Here is a 19,369-nt window from a genome sequence, read left to right as displayed (position 1 = left end):
CTCCCGGGCGACGCGAGGCTGTGAACGCTCGAAGCGGCACCACCCGGTCGGTGCGCTCCCCACCCGACGGACCGCACCCGGCAGATCTGATCTGCGGCGTCATCAACCATCTCGCCCTGCGTCTGAGCGCTCGTCTTGGCTGTCCCTCCCCCGACCTGGTCAGCCCACTCCCGGAGAAGCATGAACCCCTTGAGCCCCGAACTCACAACCATCCCCGACGCGGACCTCGTATCGCGCACCCGCGAGGGCGATCGAAGCGCGTACACGGAACTCTGGCGCCGATATGCAGGCCCAGCTCGAGCAGCCGCGCTCTCATTCACCACGAGCTTTGATCCCGATGACCTCGTCGCCGAGGCGTTCACGCGCGTCTACCGGGCGATCATCAACGGAGGGGGGCCTTCGACAGCGTTTCGCGCCTATCTGGTGCGAACGGTTCAGAACGTCGCCGTCTCCTGGAGCCGCCGCCGGGAGGCCGAGCCACTCGACAACATGGATGAACTCGCTGATCCCACGGCCGGCGAGATCGCAAACGCCAATGCGGTGGACCGGGATCTCATCACGAAGGCGTTCACGATGCTGCCGGAGCGATGGCAGGAAGTCCTCTGGTACACGGAGGTGGACGGACGAAAACCCCGCGAGATCGCGCCCGAACTCGGTATGACCCCGAACACCGTGTCCGCACTCGCTTACCGCGCGAAGGAGGGTCTACGCCAGGCCTGGATCCAAGCACACCTCGCGTCTGGAAAGCTCGACGGTGACCATCGTTGGACGGTGGAACGCCTCGGCGCGCACGCGAGGGGAAAAGTGGCGAAGCGGGAACAGGTCAAAATCGACGCCCATCTTCGAGAATGCGCGGCCTGCACGCGGGTGGCCGCGGAATCGAAACGTGTCGCCTCAGTCCTACCCTGGGCGCTCCTCCCTCTCGTCGGAGGGATGGGCGCCGTGACGATGTTCCTCGGCGGCAGTGCACATTCTGCGCAGATGGTCGCGAGCGTGCGGCCGTCCGGAATCCGACGAATCAGCAAACGCTTCTCGGGGGCCTCCCCGAACGCACAACTCCTCGTCGGCAGCCTGGTTGCCGTGACGGTGGCCGCACTCGGAGGGGCTGTGGTCGCACTCTCCAGCTCGCTCGCAACACTGCCCGAGTCGTCTGCAGTCGACCTGCCTCGCGCGGTCACACCGTCCGACACATCTGGCCGCTCACCTGAACCGCTCGTCGTCACGGATCCTGACAGCGAGGGATCCACCCAGCAGCCACCGGTGAGACCTGTCTCGCCGTCACCCGAGAGCTCGCCGACTCCGATCCCTCCGGTCGGCTCCGACGTGATTTCAGCGTCTCCCCCGCCGAACACACAACCCACACCCGTCCCTGTACCCGATCCGACACCGCAGCCCGCGCCGTCATCGACACCGCACTCGACTCCCGACGCGCTCTCGGCTCCCACGGTTCTCCTCGTGGACACCGGTACAGGAGCGCAACAGAACCTGCTCTACCCGATCGTCTCCGGCACGGCTGAACCACGCGCGGTCATCACGCTGAGCAACGGAACCTCGGCTGATGTCACGGTGACGGCCGATCTCGACGGATCTTGGTCGACCGAACAGCTCACCGGCTTCGGGCAGGGCACGTATGTCCTCTCGGTCACGCAGACGACCGTGAACGGCTCGACGTCACCGCCGGCCACCACCCGCGTGACGCTGAACGCTTCCCCAAGCCTGTTCGCTGCCGCGGGAAGTGGTGGGTTCACCATCCTCGTCCTCGGATCGGCGCCTGGATCGATCCGGCTCCTCACCGACCGGAGCATGGACTGGGGCGTTCACGAGCTGATTCCTGGCTTCCTGGGCGCTTACGGATGGGCAGACACGTTCACGTGGGTTCCCTCACCTGGCGTGCACGAGGTATCCGTCCAGTACGTTTTCGGAGATCGCTCAGGACCACCGCGGACCACCGTCCTTCCGTTCAGCTAGACGCGTCGGCCCGCCACCGCAGGCCTTCGTGACCAGGTCCTCTCGGCGAGTGGGGATGGCGCACTCGCGCGGCACAGCGCAGCGGAGTGCCGTCACGATCGCCGATACGAATCGTCTCCGTTCCTGACGGCCGCCTGGTGCACGCGCATCGGCTGAGCACGTCGCAGCATGCACAGCGCATTGCACGGAAAGGCGAACAATGGACCTCATACCGCAACCACCACGCACGTCTGGACGGCGACGAATACGCCGTAAACTGGGCGTGTTCCTCATGAGCGCCCTGCTGACAGCGGGCGCAGCCGTCACAACGGCAACCCCTGCCCAAGCCACAGTCGGAAACCCGGTTGTGAGGACGACCCCGGCAGGGACGACTTCGGCGGCGGCCACGCAAGGGAAGGCTGGCGGCTCGGGTCTCTGGGGATATGTCGGCGACATCAAGACCCGCAACGCCGGCGCCGTGTACTCCTACGGACTCGCCGTCAGTCCCCTGGACGGCAGCGTTTGGGTCACCGACTCGGCGAAAGCCATCTACACCAGCAGCTCGCTGATCTGCGGGTTCGCCGGTGGGACGCTCTTCGGTGGCGTCTGTTACGTCGGAGAGTCCCGCGTCATGCACTACTCGGCCGTGGGCACGGATTGGGCCGTCGGCCAGTACGCCGGAAACGGGACCTATGCGGCCCCGCCTGCCGGGGCGAATGGTGGCATCGGCGCGAACTACGAGTCGCTGGCGGACGCGACCGTCCTGTCCGGGACCGAGCCGGGCATGACGAACGGTGAGTTCGGCGGCGTCAGAGGTCTCGCGATAGCCGATGACGGGACAGCGTGGATCGCCGACTCGGACACCTTCATCGGGAGTGCGATCGCATCCAACGCGGGCAAGAACATCAGGCTGATCGCGGCCGACGAATCCGAGGGCGCCTCATTCGGTGGGTCGGCGACGTGGGCGCAACGCTATGAACCCGGCCGCCTCCTGTACCCCGTCGGAGTCGCCAAGCTCACGACCGGGAACGTCCTCATCTCATCCACGACCGCGGACCTGCTCCAAGAGTTCCAACCTGACGGCACATGGGTGCGGAACATCCTCCTGGACCGACCGGCGAACACCGCCTACGCGGGCGATGCCGGATTCCGCAACCCCAACGGGCTCGCAGTCGACCCCATCACCGGTGACATCCTGGTGAACTACACCGCTGCCGGTTCAGGACGAGGCCAGATGGTCGAGCGCATCGACGCTTCGACCGGCGCACTCGTCCAGACCATCGGTGTCGGTGCCCTCCCGAACAACACCAACGGCTTCGCGCTGGCTGTCGACCCGAAGACGGGCGAGTTGTTCGTCGCGATGGAGAACGGCCAGCTCTATACGTTCGCCGCGGATGGCACATACCTGGGCCGTTTCTCGGCCTTCGGCTCAGGAAGCGCCAACGGACAGCTTTCGCAGACGGTGCGCGGCATCGCGTTCGATGCCCGCGGATTCCTGTACGTGACCGTGGCCGAGGGCACCGCGAGCACGCGAGTCCAGATCCTCGCCCGAACGCCTGACCCGGTGACGGCTGTGCGTGCGAGCTACGCCTGCGCAGTCGATGGTGACCGAGTTCCAACTGGCGCGATCGATCGGACCAGCGTGGAGGTGAACTGGGCTGGCGTCACCGAAGGGGTGACCGCAGACGCCCAGACGCCCGTCCGAGACTATGTCATCGAGCGATCAGCGGATGACGGCACAACCTGGGCCGTCGTGCCGACCGCGACCGCGACCACGTGGAACGAGACCGTCGCCGGTCTGAATCCGAACGTCGCCTACCAGTTCCGTGTCTCCGCTTGGAACGAAGCAGGTAACGGGGACACCTCCGTCACCACGGTCTCAGATCCCGTCTGTGACCGTCCAGAAACGGAGCCCGGCACCGTCGTCGTATCGAAGACCGTCGTCGACGGCGGTACCGCGCCCACCGCGGACACGAATTACGCATTCACCCTCACCTGCACCGTCGACGGACAACCGGTGGTACTCCCGACCGCCGATCAGACGTTCACCTTGACGAGCGGAGCACATCGATCGATCAGCGCTCCGGCTGGCGCGAGCTGCACGGCTGCAGAACTCAGTGCGGGTGCCTTCACCACGAGCTACCTGGACTCCGACATCGATTCACCGGGCGCCGAGAGCGATGGCACCGTTCTGGTCCGTTCCCAGACCGAGTCGACGATCGTCGTCACGAACACCTATCCGGCACCTGAACCGGGCTCGCTCACCGTCACGAAAACGGTCACCGGGGACCCGGCACCGCCAGCGACCGAGTTCACCTTCGGCTTGAGCTGCCGCGTCGCGGACAGCGCAGTCGCGCTGGCCGAATCCGATCAGACATTCGACCTGCTGGCAGGCGGAAGCCGGAACATCACCGGCATCCCCGCCGGAGCGACCTGCAGCGTCAGCGAGGCGGAGCGTGCGAACTTCACCGCCACGTTCAACGATTCCGACGGCGACCAGGACGGCCAGGTAACGATCGGGTCTGAGACCGCGGCCACCGTCACGGTCACCAACCGCTACACGGCTCCCCCGGCACAGTGTGTCGCCGACCGAGACGCCGTCAGCGTCGTGTACTCGACCAGGAACGACTCCGACGCGCCACTCGACGGGTCCTACACCGTGCATGACCGAGTCGGGGTCGGGCGGTCTGATATGAAGCTGGTGTACACCGTCGAGAAACCGTGCGTGAGCTATCCGGTTCCGGTTCTGACGTACGACGGTGATTGGCCTCTCGATGGTTCAGACGCCGACACCTACGCCGTGTTCCAGTTCTCATTCGGGGCTACAAGCCCGGAGGTGGCCGCCGACTACCGGCTTCAGCTCGCGGCCATGAACGCGCTGCTCGAAGACTCGCCCACCTGTGCCGACAGGTCGGTGGCGAACTTCGACGCGTGTCTCCGTCCCATCATCGAGACCTGGGGAGAGTCGGTTCCGGTCGGCATCACTGGAACGGTGACCACATCCGTCCGCTCTGCCACACCGGGTGAGGGCACCTTGTCCTTCCACCTCGAGCAGATGAATACGGGTGAACCCCTGTCGCGAGAGGGCATCACACCGTATTCCGTCACGCAGCCGACGCTCACGCTCACCGGGGGTGGCAAGCTGTGTTCCGCAACACTGCCTGGCTACACGACCGGTTCAACCGTGTACACACCGACTCATGCAGAACCAGAACCGGTGACGTTCGACGCTCGAGCCGCGGACACGGGGACTGCGTCCGACGACGTCACCCCCATCCCCGTGGATGACACCGGGATCACCTACGTCGTCGGCTCCCAGTCGTTCGCGACCGGAGCGTCCGTGCGTGATTTCCTTGCGCAACAGCGTGCCGGCGCGTACCTCGTCGGAGCGCAGTACATCGCTCCGGACGGAGTCTCTGCTCTCGACCCGGACGCGGTCACCGTGGACGTCCTCGGCGCGAGCAGCGCGGCGTGTTTCTCGGCGACGGACGGTCCTGTGCTGCCGCCCACGGCCGAGGATGCGGGACCACTGGCCAAGACCGGGGTGGAGGCTGCCCAGCTCCTCAGCGTCGCCTTCGGGGCGTGCCTGCTGCTCCTCGGCGGCATCGGGCTGATGCTCCGAAACCGCCGCCGGCGCACCCGGTAGTACCCCCGTCGGACACACGGGGCCGTGGCCCCACGTGTCCGACGGGACCGTGACGCGGCGCTCCAGCCGCGCGCCTCACGCACACGCAGCGCAAAGGTGCCGTCGGTGAATCCACCGACGGCACCTTCGCGCACACGGCAGCGTCAGACGTTTGCGCTCACCGTGCGGGTCCGACGACGCGCGATCAGGAGGATCCCGATCAGGAGCAGCGCCGCCGCCGCGATGCCGCCGCCGATCGCCAGTGTTGAACCGGTGTTCGCCAAGCCGGGCGGAAGGATGACCGTGGTGGCGGTGCACGCGTCATCGCCTGCACCGGTCGGACAGTTGGCTCCGGCGCCGTCCGGAGTGACGACGACGTTCGTCACCTCGCCCACATCCGCGACCGTGAAGGAGTACGTGACGGTGACGCTCTCTCCAACATCGAGCGCGCCCGACCAGGACAGAACTCCGTTCCTGTACACGGCCCCCTGTGTGACGTCGCGGTTGTACGAACCGAGGGCCAGGGCAGGGCTCAGGTCGTCAGTGAACGACGCCGGACGGTCAGCCGTGTATGCCACCTGGCCGATGTTGGTCACCGAGATCCGGTACGACACGACATCTCCGGGGACCGCGGTCTCGTGGTCACTCGTCTTGGAGACGCGGAACGATCCAATCGGCGTCAGCGTCTCGCACGCTTCACTGCACCGCCCGCCCGGCCCCGAGGCCACCGCCGTGTTGCGCAGGAGCAAGTCGCCCGCGCCGGCAGCGCCGATCGTCACCGTGTACGTGATCGTCTTCGTCTCGTCGACAGCGAGCGGGCCGGACCAGGTGAGCGTGGACTCGCTGACTGAGGCACCATTCGTGGCGTCGTCGTCGTAGACGGCGTCATCGAGGACACCGGCGAGGTCGCTCGTGAAACTCGCCGGCTTCTGCGCCGAATATCCGACCGAACCCGTGTTGGTGACGGTGACCGTGTAGCGGACCCGGTCTCCGGGAAGTGCGTTCGCGACGTCTGCTGTCTGGGACACGTCATAGGAGCCGACCGGGATGCTGGTCGAGCAACGCTCTGGAGTGACGCAGCTCCCGTTGACCCCGGTGGGTACGACGGTGGTGACCAGTGACCGGTCGCCGGTGATCGGATCGTTCACCGTGACGGAGTAGGACACCGCGACAGACGTGCCTGCCGGCAGCGCGCCAGCCCAGTTGAGCTTCTTCCCGGTGATGCTCACCCCGGGAGAAGCGTCTCCGACGGAGGTCGCATCGTCGAGAACGCCCGCGAGGTCATCCTCGAACGAGGCTGGTGCGTCGGCGGTGTAGTCGGCCTGCCCGGTATTGGTGACCTTCACCGTGTAGGTGACCGTATCGCCGGCAAGCGTCGAGGAAACGTCGGCCGACTGCTCGAGTGTGAACGATCGGTTGGAGATCACCGCTTCCGAGGTCGCGCTGTTGTTCGCTTGGACCGGATCTTCCTGATCGCCGACGACGTTAGCAGTGTTGACGACGAGTTCGCCGTCGTTTCCGGTCGCGTCTGCGGAGATTTGGAACGTCATCGACTGCCCCTGATCGAGTCTCCCGCCGGAGACGACCACCTCGGAGCCTTCAATCGCCGAGCTGACGTCGCCGGTCACCGAGGGGTTGGTCAGCGAGGACGTGAGCACATCCAAGACGGTCCAGCCGCTGGATACCCCTGGTCCGTTGTTGGTCACCGTCAGCGTGTATTCGATCCGGTTTCCCGAGATGACGGCCGCAGGGCCGTCCTTGGCGATTGTAAGATCGGTCGGCAGTCCAGGGATTGCGGCACCGTCGCTGAAATCCGACGAAGGGCCCGCCACACTCGAGATGAGGTCGAACGTCGGGTCGGCTGCAGTCGGTTCGGTGACGCTGACCTGATACACGCGGCCGGTGTCGTTGTCCGAGAATCCGAAGTTCCCGTTGCCGAACGTCCAGGCTGCTCCGTAACCGCTGGGGGTCGCCGGTAGGACACCGACGAACGTGCGGATGCGCCCGTTCGACAGGTTGAGTCGACGCATCGCTCCGTTCGGGCCGACGCCCCAGGCGAAGCCATCGCTGATCGTGAAGTCTTGAGCTCGGAGTGGTTCTGTGAGCTCGAGGCGTCGCACTTCAGCACCTGTGCTCACATCGATCGCGAGCACCGATCGATTGTTCACGGCGACCGTCCCGGCGTCTGCGACGTAATACAAGCCGTCGTCGGGATTGAACGCGCCAGACGACCAGCGGTTCCCTCCGCCGGTGTGGCTGTACACACGTGTCCCAACGCGCTGCATGCTTCCGTCCTGGCCGATGCGGACCAGTGATCCGAACGGCAACTCCGCCGTGTCTCGTTGATCGACCATGGCGTACAGGTAGTTGTCCGCGGGGTTGAAACCGAGGGCGCTGTGCCGCACTGGCGCAGCGATGCCCTCTGCGGCGAAGGTGTAGCCGCCCTCGCCGGACGTCTCGGCCTTGTAGAGCTGGGTGGGCGTCCCCTGGGCGACGAAAACCGTCGGCACGGCTGGGTCAAACGGGTCTCCGGATGCAGCGTGTGCGGGAGCTGCGATCACCGCACCCACGCCCGCCAGGGCTGCGACGGCGATCGACAGTGAGATGCCCAACGCCAAGGCGGTCCGGGCACGTCTTCGGAAAACGCTCGAATGAGCATGCGATTGTTTCATGTTCTCTCCACCTCTATTGGTCGGGAGACATCGGTCTCCTCATTCCAGCGGACGCACGTGCCCTCGTTTCGTGACGCCAAACCGTGGTTGACCAGATCGGTCGTGGGAGAGCTACTGGTGCAGACGCTGGTCGCAAGCAATGCTGATGAGTCTTTGCCATTGCACGTCGGCCTACGGGTGGGTGGTGTTGGCCCGAACCATCACCACCCACCGTGCCGGCCGGCACTGGGACCGAGCATGGGCGCTCGGATCCGAGAACGACAACGCCCGCCCGAACGGGCGCTGTTGCGTTCACAGCCACAGACGGGGCTGCGGGGCGTTCATGACGCAGATGGCACGAGACTCTGTTCGGCGTCGATTCGACACCGGATCCATTCGTTCGTCCGTACGCGGATGATCGAAACGCCCGTCAGTGGTCGAACGCTTCGAGCTGTGCGGCGCCGATCAGTTCGGTTCGCTGGCAATCACACGCGCGAGCAGATTCGGGCCACCGTCGTCATCCCAGAGCAGGACGGTCCCCACGCGGAGTTGACGGCCGGACCTCGTCACGACTCCGACGATGACGTTGTTCCGCCCGATCTCTCGCGTCGTGACGACCACACGTTGTCCCTCGATGACCGGGGGAAACCACGATCTCTGCTGCTCGGAGATGATCATTTGTGCACCATGTCGCTGTGGCCGTGGGCAGGCACTGGGAAGCGAATCCTTCAGGCACGCAGACGGCCATCAGCAGCGACTATGACGCGAACACCAAGCGTTGCGGAGTACATCACAGCGGTGCCGCGCGTGCCGGCCGTCATCCCCGTCCCGACGGCGAGGACGAGACCGGCGCTTCGTCGATGCTGCAGCTGCCGCAGAGCAGCGATCAGTCGCCGCTGCTGGCGCCGAGCGAACCGAGCACGCCGACGTACAGGAGCGATACGAGGACGCCGAGCGCGAGGATCACCGCACTGATGATGACACCGAATGTCGCCAGCTGATTCCGGTAGCCGGCAGCCAACGACTGGTTCTGGGCGACGATGCTGAGGATGAAGCCGACGACCGGCACAAGGATTGCGAGGATGAGACCGACGAGACCGAGCTTCTTGCCCGGATAGTCGGCGCGGGGGGAAGCTGCTCGGTGGGTCGGGCGCTTCTGCGCTGCGTGGGTCATGGTTGGTCCTTTCAAGATTTCCAGTCTCGTCCGAGATGGGGAATGAGCAGGTGACCGAAGGAATCGAGAAACGAAGCTGCCCTCGGCGATTCACTCGATCAGGCGGGGAAGCGCCTACAGGCTGCAGACGTGCCGCTCGGCCTTTTGTGATGCGGGTGGTGCCTTCTCCGCGGTGGAACAGTGTGCGACCAGCGCGGAGACCCGCCGAAGGGATGAGTGACGATAGTCGTCGACGGCCTCGCCACCCACTGCCACGCGACACCCAAGGGCACGGATCGAGAAACCGGTTCGCACACGAGACATTCGGCGCGAAGTCCAAGGAGACCCATTCTGCGCCATTCGCGGCGGCAGGCTGCGGCGAGCGACCTTCGTGCTGGATCTTGGGCCGACCCGGGATCGTGACCGTCGTCGGCCCCACGCCCTACTGTCCTTCACGTGCTCTCGACGGAGGAACGCTCACCCTTTTCTCACCAAGAAATCGAGCACACCACGCCTCATCCCGGTTCACCCTCCCCCGGAATCACGCGGAAGTTCGCTCTAGTGAGCCCCAGTTAGCCGACAGTTGGTAACTTCAGCTTCCCAAGCTGATAGCGCGGGTTCGATTCCCGTCATCCGCTCCAATCACCTGGTCAGACTCCAACTCTCGACCTGATGCTCTGAGGCCGGACACACCTCGAACGGGTCGTTCTCGGGCTGGACGAAGACCTGCACAGACCCGCTCCGCGTCGTCGAAGTCCCGTTCACCGAGGCGTCACGAGCGTCGAGAAGTAGTTCTTCGGCGACTCCGTGTCCCTCGTCGAGCGCGCCGGAGCGACTCGAGGGCGACGCCGTTCAGGATCAGGCGCGCGTCGGCCGACCACACGAGGTCGTTCGCGACGAGCGCGATCGTCTGACCTCAGCGCACCGCTCGGGCACCCCTGATCCAGGCCCGTGCCAGCAACGGGTCCGGCACGGGTGCCGCCGCGAGCAGTTCCCGCGCGTACTCCGTGGACGGCCCGGCGAACAGCTCGTCCTTCGAAGCGTGCTCGACCACACGACCGGCCCGCATCACGAAGACGTCCTTCGTCACCTTGCGGACGACGGGAAGGTCGTGCGTGATGAAGAGGTACCCGAGGCCCATCTCGTCCTGCAGTCTGCTCAGGAGCTTCAGGATGCCGGCCTTCACCGACACGTCCAGTGCGGAGACCGCCTCATCGGCGATGATGATCCGCGGGTTGAGGATGACCGCCCGCGCGATGAGCACCCGCTGACGCTGGCCGCCGCTCAGCTGGTGGGGGTACCGATCCGCGAACTGCTCCGCCGGCAGCAGGTCCACGAGTTCGAGCGCCTCGAACACCTTCTCGCGCACGCCCCGTCCGCGGGCGATCCCGTGCAACCGGATCACTTCCGCGAGCACCTCGAAAACCGGCTTCCTCGGGTTCAGCGCAGCCGACGGGTCTTGCAGCACGCACTGCACCGACCGCCGGAACCGCAGGAGTTGAGCGCGGCTCATCGCGGAGAGCGACACGCCGTCGAACGTCACCTCGCCCTCGTCAGGCGCGATCAGCCCGAGCAGCATCCTTGCGAGCGTGCTCTTCCCGCTGCCGCTCTCACCGACCACGGCGGTGAAATCACCGGGACCGACCGACAGGGACACCCCGTCCACCGCCTTCCGCGCCCCGGCGTGGCCGCCCCGAGATCGTCCGAAGGTCTTCGAGACACTGCTGGCTGCGAGTTGCATGGGATGTCCTTCTGGATTGATGGGCCGGAGGTCAGCGAGCGCCGTAGCTGCTGACGTAGAGGTCGGTCGAGTCGTCGGACAAACTGCGCACGCAGCGCAGCAGTTCCTTGGTGTACTCGTGCTGCGGTTCCAGGAAAATCTGCTCGGTCGTCCCCGACTCCACGACCTCCCCGCGATACATGACGTAGACCCGGTCGCACAGCCCCGCGACGACGGCGAGGTCGTGCGTGATGAGCAGGAGCGCCGTGTCGAGCGCATCCACACTCTCGTCGAGTGACCTGAGGACCTGACGCTGCACGGTCGCGTCGAGCGCCGTGGTCGGTTCGTCCGCGATGATGAGCTCGGGCTGCTTCGCCAGCGCGATCGCGATCAGGATCCGCTGACGCATACCGCCGCTCAGTTCGAACGGGTAGCGCTCCGCGACCTCACGTGCATCCGGCAGACCCGCGAGCTCCAGGAACCGATAGGTCTCGTCCGCGCCGCGACCACTCCCCCGACCGGCGAGCAGTGACTCCCGGACCTGCGCCCCCACCCGCATGGTCGGGTTGAGGTAGCTGGACGGGTCTTGGAAGATCATGCCGATCCGCTTCGCCCGGACGTCCTGCCATGCGGCCCGACCGGCACCCACCAACTCCTGGCCGGCGAGGCGGATCGAGCCCTCGATGCCGACCAGCGGCGACTCGGGGAGGAGCCCGGAGATCGCTTTGACGGTCACCGATTTACCCGACCCGGACTCGCCGACGATTCCGACGCGCTCCCCGGCGCGGACGGTGAGCCCGACGGACCGCACGGCCTGCACGAAGGATCGTCTGCCGGTCGGGAGTCGCACGCCGAGGCGGTCGACCTGCAGCAGCGGAATCGGGTCGCCCGAGTCCACGAATGGGTTGTCGGTCATGGTCTTCTCCTGTCCGGGGGCCGTGTTCCGCGGCATCACTTGACCCTGCTGAGTGTCGGGTTGAGGCTGTCGTTCAGACGGTCGCCCAGGAGGTTGGCGGCGAGCACCACGATGAAGATCGCCACGCCAGGGAAGACGGTCAACCACCACGCGGACTGCATGTAGGCCTGCGCTTCGTACAGCAGTGCACCCCAGCTGGGTGCGTTGGCATCGCCGAGGCCCAGGAAGGCGAGCGAGGATTCGGCGAGGATGGCCCGGCCGATGGTCATGGTCGTGGCGACGAGCACGGGCGGGAAGGCGTTCGGCAGGACGTCCGACCACAGGATGCGGAGCGGACGGAACCCTGCGGCCCGCGACGACTCGACGTAACCGAGCTCGGCGATCCGCATGCACTCGGCGCGCACGATCCTCGCCACCCCCGGCCACATCGTGAGGCTCAGGATCACGATGATCAGCGGCAGACTCGCCCCCAACATGGCGACGGCGACGAGAGCCAGGATGATGCCGGGGATGACCTGGAAGAACTCCGACACCCGTGAGAGCACGGCATCGGCGACACCACCGTAGAAGCCGGCCAGACCACCGATCGTGACGGCGACGGTGAGACAGATGACGGCGACCGCCGCACCCACGAAGAGGGAGACCTGACCACCGATCATCAGTCGGGAGAGCAGGTCGCGCCCGAGCGAGTCGGTGCCGGCGAGGTTGGCCCCGTTCGGCGGGCTCAGCACGGTGAACCCGGTGTCGGAGGGGCTCTGGCTGACCAGTGGCCCGAGGAAGGAGAACACGACCATCGCGAACAGGACCGCGAGCAGCACGATCGTGGACGGGCTGGAGAAGAACACTCGGGCCGACGACTGGCGTCCGGGGCCGGCGGCTGCCGTCGTCACGGACTGCGTGCGCGGCGCGCTCGGGGTGGACTCGGCTATCTCGGTCATGCGTCGGCTCCTCTCCTGGTGCGCATCCGCGCACGGATGCGCGGGTCGACCAGGCCGTAGACGATGTCGGTCAGGATGTTCACGATGACGATCGTGATGGTGAGGACGAGCAGGATGCCCATCACCACCAGGTTGTCGCCGGTCTGGATCGAGGAGTACAGCAGGGATCCCATGCCCGGCCACCCGAAGACCTTCTCGATCGTGACCGCACCGGCGATCGTGTACCCGAGGCTGAACCCGATCACCGAGACCATCGGGAGCATCGAGTTCAGGAGGCCGTGCCTCCGGAGGATCTGGAAGGGACTGAGGCCTTTCGACCGAGCCGTGTCGATGTAGTCCTGCCCGAGGACCTCGATCATGGTCGAGCGCATGATCCTCGTCTTGAAGGCGAGCTCCGAGGCGGACAGGGCGATCACCGGGAGGATGAGATGCGTGGGGGATATCCCCGATGAGGCGAACGACGACATCCCCTGTGCAGGGAGCCAGCCGAGGTTCACGGAGAAGAACATGATGAGCAACAGCGCGAGCCAGAACCCGGGCAGCGAGAACCCGGCCACGGCGAGGAACGACACCGTTCCGTCAGCCGCACGCGAGCGGGTCCGAGCGGCGAACGCGCCGAGCACGATCGCTCCGCACGAGGAGATGACGAGGCTCGGGAGGGTCAGGACGAGGGTGTTCCCGAGACGCGCGACGATCAGATCCACCACCGGCTGACGGTTCGCATACGAATAGCCGAGGTTCCCCGTGAGGAGATTCCCGACGTACGAGAGGAAGCGCTCAGGCAGCGGGCGGTCCAGGCCGTAGGTCGCGGCCATCTCGGCCCGGAAGGCCTCGCTGACCGGCACCTGTCCCACGAGGGACTGCACCGGATCACCCGGGGCGAGTTCGAGGAGCGTGAACATGATGATGATCACGACCAGGATCAACAGGAGCGAGGAGAGCAGGACTCTCAGCGCATGCATGGCCCAGGCGATGTTCACGTCAGACTCCTCGGGGCGGGTCGGCCGCAGCCGGAGGTGGATTCGAGCGGGGGCATCGGTTCCCTCAGTTCGGATGTCGGGTGGAGCGGGCGGGAGGTGGACACCAAGCTGTGTCCACCCACCGCGCCCGTCTGGTTCAGTCGAGCGGTCGCTCAGCCCTTGGGCTTGAGCGAACTCCAGTCCCAGCGATCGAGACTGTTGAAGCCTTCGATACCGTCCCACTTGTCGGCACGGTAGGACTCGACCTGATTGTTCGAGATGAGCGGCGCGGTCCCGAGGACCTCGGCGTTGGCCCGTGCAGCATCCCCGAAGGCGGTGATGCGAGCCTGCTCATCGGCGATCGCGGCAGCACCGGCGAACGCGGCGTCGATGCGGTCGTCGCACACCCCGGACGGATTCCGGTACGCGAGGTTCTCCGGGTTGCAGACGAAGGCCCTGGCGACTCCGAGGCTCGGGTCGGAGAAGGCTCCGAGGTTGAGCAACGTCAGGTCGAACTGATGGTTGACGAACACCGAATCCGCGTAGACCGCGACTTCCTGACCGACGAGATCGAGCTGCACGCCGATCTTGGCGAAGTTCGCCTTGATCAGCTCGGCGGTGCCGACGAGGATCGGGTTGCTGCTCATGTAGCTCAGGGAGAGGGAGAACCGGTTCCCGTCGGCGCCGACCGGGTAGCCGGCGGCGTCGAGTGCCTCGCCTGCGGCGTCGAGGTCGAACGGGAACTCCTCGGTGTAGTCGACGCTCGGGTCGATCGCCCAGGTCACCTGGTTCGGAACGGGCCCGACGGACGGCGTGCCCGTACCGAGGAAGACCTTCTCGGCCAGCGCGTCGCGATCCATCGCCTGGAACAGCGCGGCGCGGACGGCCGGGTCGCTGACGACCGGGTTGCGGGTGTTGAAGAACGAGTACAGGTGCTCCGCCATCACAGCGGTCTCGAACTGGAAGCGATCGTCGCCCTCGAGGTCCGTCATCTGGCTGAGCGGCAGCCCGATGGGTAGGTCCACCTCGCCGCTCTGGAAGGCCAGGGCTCGGGCGTTCGCGTCGGGCATCACCTGGTAGACGACACGATCGACGCCACCCTGCTCGCCCCAATAGTCGTCGTTGCGGGTCACCGTCACCGACTCCCCGCTCGTGAACGACTCGAACCGGTACGGGCCGGTGCCGACCGGCTCGAGGTTGGTCGGGTTGGTGACCATGTCCGTGCCCGCATACAGGTGGGCGGGCAGCATGGCGTGGGCGGTCATCGCGCGGACAAGCGGTGCGAACGGGGCCGTGAGACGGACCACGGCGGTGTGCTCGTCCGGTGTGAGCGTCTCGTTGTAGATCGCCGCGATCGGCGCGCCGAGCGGGTGCAGACCGATCATCTCGTCGAAGTAGAACCTCACGTCCTCGGAGGTGAACGGTTCACCGTCGTGCCACGTGGCGTCTTCGACGAGGTTGAAGGTGAACTCGGTCGAGTCGGCGTTGGCCGACCAGGACTCCGCCAGCGACGGGACGAGTTCGTAGTCCTTGTTGAGGTTCACGAGCGGGTTGTAGATGGCTCGGCTGACGAACGTCGCTGCGGCGTCGGTGGTGATGCCCATGTTGAAGTGCGGCGGGTTGGCGGGGATGGCGACGACGAAGACGGCGTCACCATCCCCACCGGATGCCGCCGGACCGGTACAGGCCGACAGGAGGCCGCCAGTGGCGACTGCCGCGAGGACCGCGAGCAACCATTTCTTGGGAGTGCGCATACAAGACCTTCTTCGGGTGTAAAGCAGTGCAGGAGATGGATCGCCCCTGGTCCCCGGGGCTCGGGTCGTACTGGGTGTGGCGTGCGGGCCGCGCGCCGGTCAGGCGCCGGTCAGGCGATCGTGGCTGCGAGAGTGGCGTCGGCGTGCGTCGGCGGGCCGGCGTGCTGCATCGCGGCCATCTCGATCGCGCCGACCCAGCACGACATCTCGCCGAGCGACGCCGGGACGACCGGGACGCCCTTGCCGTGCTCGGTCGTGATCAACGATCGGGCCACCTCGACCGCCTGCTGCCGGTAGTCCGAGGCACCCGTACCCAGACCGCCGCCGATGACGACGCCCGAGGGATCGTACATCGACACCATGGTCGCGATGAGGGCGCCGAGGTGCCAGGCTGCGTGGTCGACCACGTCGACGGCGCGGGGGTCTCCCGCTGTGGCCGCCGCGATCACGGGTCTGGCGTCGCGCGCCTCCGGTCCGAAGAACGCGCGTGCCAGCCCGGGTCCCGAGCAGATGCCTTCGACGTGGGGGAAGTCGCACTGCCGACGGTCACAGCGCGCCTGCGGCGTGTACCCACTGAAGTAGGCCGCGTTCCTCGCCCCGTGCAGCGGCTCGCCGTTCACGACGAAGCTGTGAGACACCCCGGTGCCGACGGTCACGTAGAGGAGGTGGTCGTACCCCGCTCCCGCGCCATGGGTGCACTCCCCCACGGCACCGGCCGCTGCGTCCGCGAAGACCAGCGCCTGTCGTTCCGGCTTCGTGAGGACGTCGGCGAGGACCTGACCCTTCCAACCGAACCATCCGCGCGGATCCCGGAGCGCGCCGTCGTTCTCGAACGTCGTCGCGACGGACACCGCGAGCACCTCGGCGCCGACGACCCGAGGGTCGTCGATCAGCCGCTCGATCGTCCGGACATTGGCCTCACCGTCGTACGGACTGGTCGGTGCGGTGCCGAGGAGCACCGGGCGCCCGGTCTCGTCGAGGAAACCGGCGGCGATCTTCGTCCCCCCGATGTCGACACCGACCGTCCGCACCGGCGGCTCAGACCTCGGCGACAAGGTTGTCCTCGTCGGTGATCGAGTGAGAGGTGTACCGGAACTGTCCGATCGGGATGCCGGCGGCCTCACCCCAGGTGTACGCGAGGATCGCGGGGACGATGATGCTGACGAGGACCGCGAGCTCGTCGTCCGTGTCGATCTCCACGTCGCCGCCCGTGGGGCCGACGACGATCACGTTGTCGACGATCCCGCGGAGCGCGTCTGCGAAGGAACGGTCCAGCTGCGCGGCGCGACCCTGTGACGCCGCGAGCACGATCGAGAGCTGGGAGGAGCTCACCGCTTCGATCGGTCCGTGCCGGTAGGTGCTCGGGTCCCATGCGGAGGCGGGGACGCGGGCGATCTCGCGCACGATCAGCGTCGCCTGCTCGGCGCTCGCACGGAACGGTCCGCGACCGAAGAACTCGATGTACGCGGGCGCCTCAGGGGCGAGTGCGGAGATGCTGGGCAGCGCGTCGAGCGCCGTCGAGATCGCCCGTGCTGCGGATGCCCAGTCGGCCGGCTCCTGCGCGACCGCGGCCCGAGCCAGCTTGTAGAGCGTGAAGTACGTCGTGACCCAGGGCCCGAACGGGACCTTGGTCTCCGCGGTGAGCTGCTGGTCGATGACCACGTCGAAGAGCTGCGCGAGCTCGCTGGTGACATCGTTCGTGATGCAGATGAGTGCTGTGTGACCGGCGTCGCGCAAGCGTTGCGCGGCGCGGATCGTCTCGACGCTCGTACCGCTGTGGGAGATGAACACGACGAGTTCGTCGGCCGGGATGGGCTCGTTCTCTGCATGCAGGAGGTGGGAGGCGAGTTCGGCGCGAGCATCGATCCCTCGGCTCAGGAACGCCTCGACGGCGGCGCAGGCCGCGTTGTACGAGCCGCCCATGGCGACGATCCGCAGCGAGCCCGCGGTGGAGACGAGTTCGTGGGCAGCAGCTGGAACGTCCCGGGCGCCGACCTCCAGGATGGTGGCGGGAATGTGCTCGAACTTGGAAGGGAACTTCATGAGTCGTGTGCGTCTTTCCGTGTGGTGACAGGGCCATTAGTTCGGTCGGTAGAAGAACTAAGTTGGTCATAAGCTAGCAAGGCGACCCCGCGGGCACAAGACCGAATCGGAAAATGTGGTCGATGGGGCGTCTGATAGCTTTCCGACGGAGAAACCCAACACAGAAGGCAGCCATCATCGACGGACAGACCCCCTTGTCGGAGAGCGCGAAGAAGGTGTTCGCCGCGCTGATCGCCGGCGGAGCAGCGAGCCGCCCGTCCCTCGGGACACTCACCGACCTCTCCAAGCAGACGGTGTCCCTCGCGGTACAGGAACTCGAGACAGCGGGGCTCGCAGAGAAGATCACCTCCCAGCAGGGCCCGATGGGGCGAGCCGCGGTCATCTACGACGTCGGACGCCGGAGCGGATGGCTCCTCGGCATCGACCTGGGCTCGACGCACGTCCGAGTCGCCGCGAGCACCCTCGCCGGGGTCCTCATCGCCGAGCGTGAACACATGATCGCCGGCGCCCCGAACCAGGCGAACGCCATCCTGGGTGACGCCGCCGGCACGATCGTGCGGGCTTTCATCGAGGAGCTCGAACCCGACCACGGGCCGTTGCGCAGCGTCTGTGTCGCCCTGTCCCGCTCCGTGCCGGAACTACGGGACTGGCAGGGCGCAGATCTGCCCGGCGGCGATCTCCCACAGATCATCGCGCAGATCGGCGTGCCGAGGGCGATCCCCGTCTACGCCGAGAACAACGTCAACTGCGCCGCCCTCGGTGAGGCACGACACGGCGGCGCGCGCGGCGAGCACGACCTCGCCTACCTCCAGGTCGGCGTGGGCCTCGGAGCCGGCATCATCATCGGCGGGCACCTCTTGCGCGGCGCCGCCGGCCAGGGCGGCGAACTGCGCAAGCTCCCGGTCAGTGGACTCTTCACCCCGGGACCTGCGCCTCGCAACGCTCAGCACGAACTCCGTGCGGCCGGACTCATCGAACGGTACAACGAGGCCCGTGGCACGGAGGGCGGTGCCGACGCCGACTCCTCCGAGGAGGTCTTCCGCCGAGCCGAGGCGGGCTTGTCCGCTGCTCAGCAGGCGGTTCTCGAGGAGGCAGCCGGTGTCGGGCATCTCGCCGCCGCGCTGGTCGCGATCGCGAGTCCGAGTCTGATCATCCTCGGCGGCGGCATCGGTGGCAGCGCTCGCCTCCTCCCCCTCGTCAGACGGTTCCTCGAGGATCAGGGGATCGATGTCCGCGTGACCTCTGGCGAACTGGGTTCGTCCGCGACCGTGGCGGGCGCAGCGGCCCTCGCCGCCGAACTCCACCTCGAGCACATGCTCGGCGCATCCGCGACCGCCGCGCTTTCTGGGTACGAGAGCCGCTGGTCGATCGGCTGATCCTCTGGCGCCAGGCAACGTCCGAAGCGTGTCGATCAGCGAGACCGATCGCCCCTTCCGCTCGGCGGGTGTCACACGCCTCCTCGGCTCGTCCGGGACATCCCGGCGTCACCCGCCGGGTGTTCCTCCAGATCGGCTCGCCGTGACGACACCTGGCCCGGCCAGGCGTCAGCCCCGTCGTCCCCACCGCGAAGGCGTGTCCACCACCCAGGGAAACCCCCTCACCATCTCGACTCGACCGCCTCTACGCTGATGCCGACGAGCCGGCGCGGCGGAAGCACCGGCGG

Annotated in this window: 13 protein-coding genes; 3 read left to right on the top strand and 10 right to left on the bottom strand. The window is 66.7% G+C overall.

Features of this window, described 5'->3' with window-relative positions; genetic code table 11:
• The first annotated feature begins 189 nt into the window (after positions 1–189).
• Positions 190–1,968 carry a sigma-70 family RNA polymerase sigma factor gene (locus ACLIME_RS16685; RefSeq protein ID WP_411557631.1) on the top strand — a complete coding sequence of 593 codons (1,779 nt, stop codon included), beginning with the start codon at positions 190–192 and terminating at the stop codon, positions 1,966–1,968.
• 271 nt (positions 1,969–2,239) lie between these two features.
• Positions 2,240–5,593, top strand: coding sequence for a DUF5979 domain-containing protein (locus ACLIME_RS16680; protein WP_411558803.1), 3,354 nt, complete (start codon positions 2,240–2,242; stop codon positions 5,591–5,593).
• Between the two features lie 143 nt (positions 5,594–5,736).
• Here ACLIME_RS16680 and ACLIME_RS16675 read toward each other — a convergent pair whose 3' ends face one another.
• The 10 genes from ACLIME_RS16675 to ACLIME_RS16630 all read right to left on the bottom strand — a co-directional run bounded on the left by ACLIME_RS16675 (position 5,737) and on the right by ACLIME_RS16630 (position 17,706).
• The gene (locus tag ACLIME_RS16675) at positions 5,737–8,082 is read right to left on the bottom strand and encodes a DUF6923 family protein (protein WP_411557630.1); all 2,346 of its coding nucleotides are present in this window, start codon (positions 8,080–8,082) and stop codon (positions 5,737–5,739) included.
• Between the two features lie 606 nt (positions 8,083–8,688).
• Positions 8,689–8,901, bottom strand: coding sequence for a hypothetical protein (locus tag ACLIME_RS16670; RefSeq protein WP_411557629.1), 213 nt, complete (start codon positions 8,899–8,901; stop codon positions 8,689–8,691).
• 208 nt (positions 8,902–9,109) lie between these two features.
• The gene (locus tag ACLIME_RS16665; protein ID WP_411557628.1) at positions 9,110–9,397 is read right to left on the bottom strand and encodes a hypothetical protein; all 288 of its coding nucleotides are present in this window, start codon (positions 9,395–9,397) and stop codon (positions 9,110–9,112) included.
• Positions 9,398–10,292: 895 nt separating this feature from the next.
• Positions 10,293–11,117: an ATP-binding cassette domain-containing protein gene (locus ACLIME_RS16660; RefSeq protein ID WP_411557627.1), complete on the bottom strand. Its 825-nt coding sequence runs from the start codon at positions 11,115–11,117 to the stop codon at positions 10,293–10,295.
• 31 nt (positions 11,118–11,148) lie between these two features.
• Positions 11,149–12,012 (bottom strand): ABC transporter ATP-binding protein, encoded by an 864-nt coding sequence (locus ACLIME_RS16655; protein WP_411557626.1) that lies wholly within the window; start codon positions 12,010–12,012, stop codon positions 11,149–11,151.
• Between the two features lie 35 nt (positions 12,013–12,047).
• Positions 12,048–12,950: an ABC transporter permease gene (locus ACLIME_RS16650; RefSeq protein WP_411557625.1), complete on the bottom strand. Its 903-nt coding sequence runs from the start codon at positions 12,948–12,950 to the stop codon at positions 12,048–12,050.
• Positions 12,947–13,930: an ABC transporter permease gene (locus ACLIME_RS16645; RefSeq protein ID WP_411557624.1), complete on the bottom strand. Its 984-nt coding sequence runs from the start codon at positions 13,928–13,930 to the stop codon at positions 12,947–12,949. The genes ACLIME_RS16650 and ACLIME_RS16645 overlap by 4 nt, the downstream gene beginning before the upstream one ends.
• 152 nt (positions 13,931–14,082) lie before the next feature.
• The gene (locus ACLIME_RS16640; protein ID WP_411557623.1) at positions 14,083–15,663 is read right to left on the bottom strand and encodes an ABC transporter substrate-binding protein; all 1,581 of its coding nucleotides are present in this window, start codon (positions 15,661–15,663) and stop codon (positions 14,083–14,085) included.
• A 110-nt stretch (positions 15,664–15,773) separates the two neighbouring features.
• The gene (locus ACLIME_RS16635) at positions 15,774–16,694 is read right to left on the bottom strand and encodes an ROK family protein (protein ID WP_411557622.1); all 921 of its coding nucleotides are present in this window, start codon (positions 16,692–16,694) and stop codon (positions 15,774–15,776) included.
• A 7-nt stretch (positions 16,695–16,701) separates the two neighbouring features.
• Positions 16,702–17,706 (bottom strand): SIS domain-containing protein, encoded by a 1,005-nt coding sequence (locus ACLIME_RS16630; RefSeq protein WP_411557621.1) that lies wholly within the window; start codon positions 17,704–17,706, stop codon positions 16,702–16,704.
• A gap of 194 nt (positions 17,707–17,900) precedes the next feature.
• Between ACLIME_RS16630 and ACLIME_RS16625 the strand changes: the two genes are divergently transcribed.
• Entirely contained in the window at positions 17,901–19,082 is a 1,182-nt protein-coding gene (locus ACLIME_RS16625; protein WP_411557620.1) for an ROK family protein, read from the top strand.
• The last annotated feature ends 287 nt before the right edge of the window (positions 19,083–19,369 follow it).

This window comes from Plantibacter sp. MPB07 (assembly GCF_046619465.1).
GTDB lineage: Bacteria > Actinomycetota > Actinomycetes > Actinomycetales > Microbacteriaceae > Plantibacter > Plantibacter auratus.
This window is presented reverse-complemented; position numbering and strand designations above follow the sequence as displayed.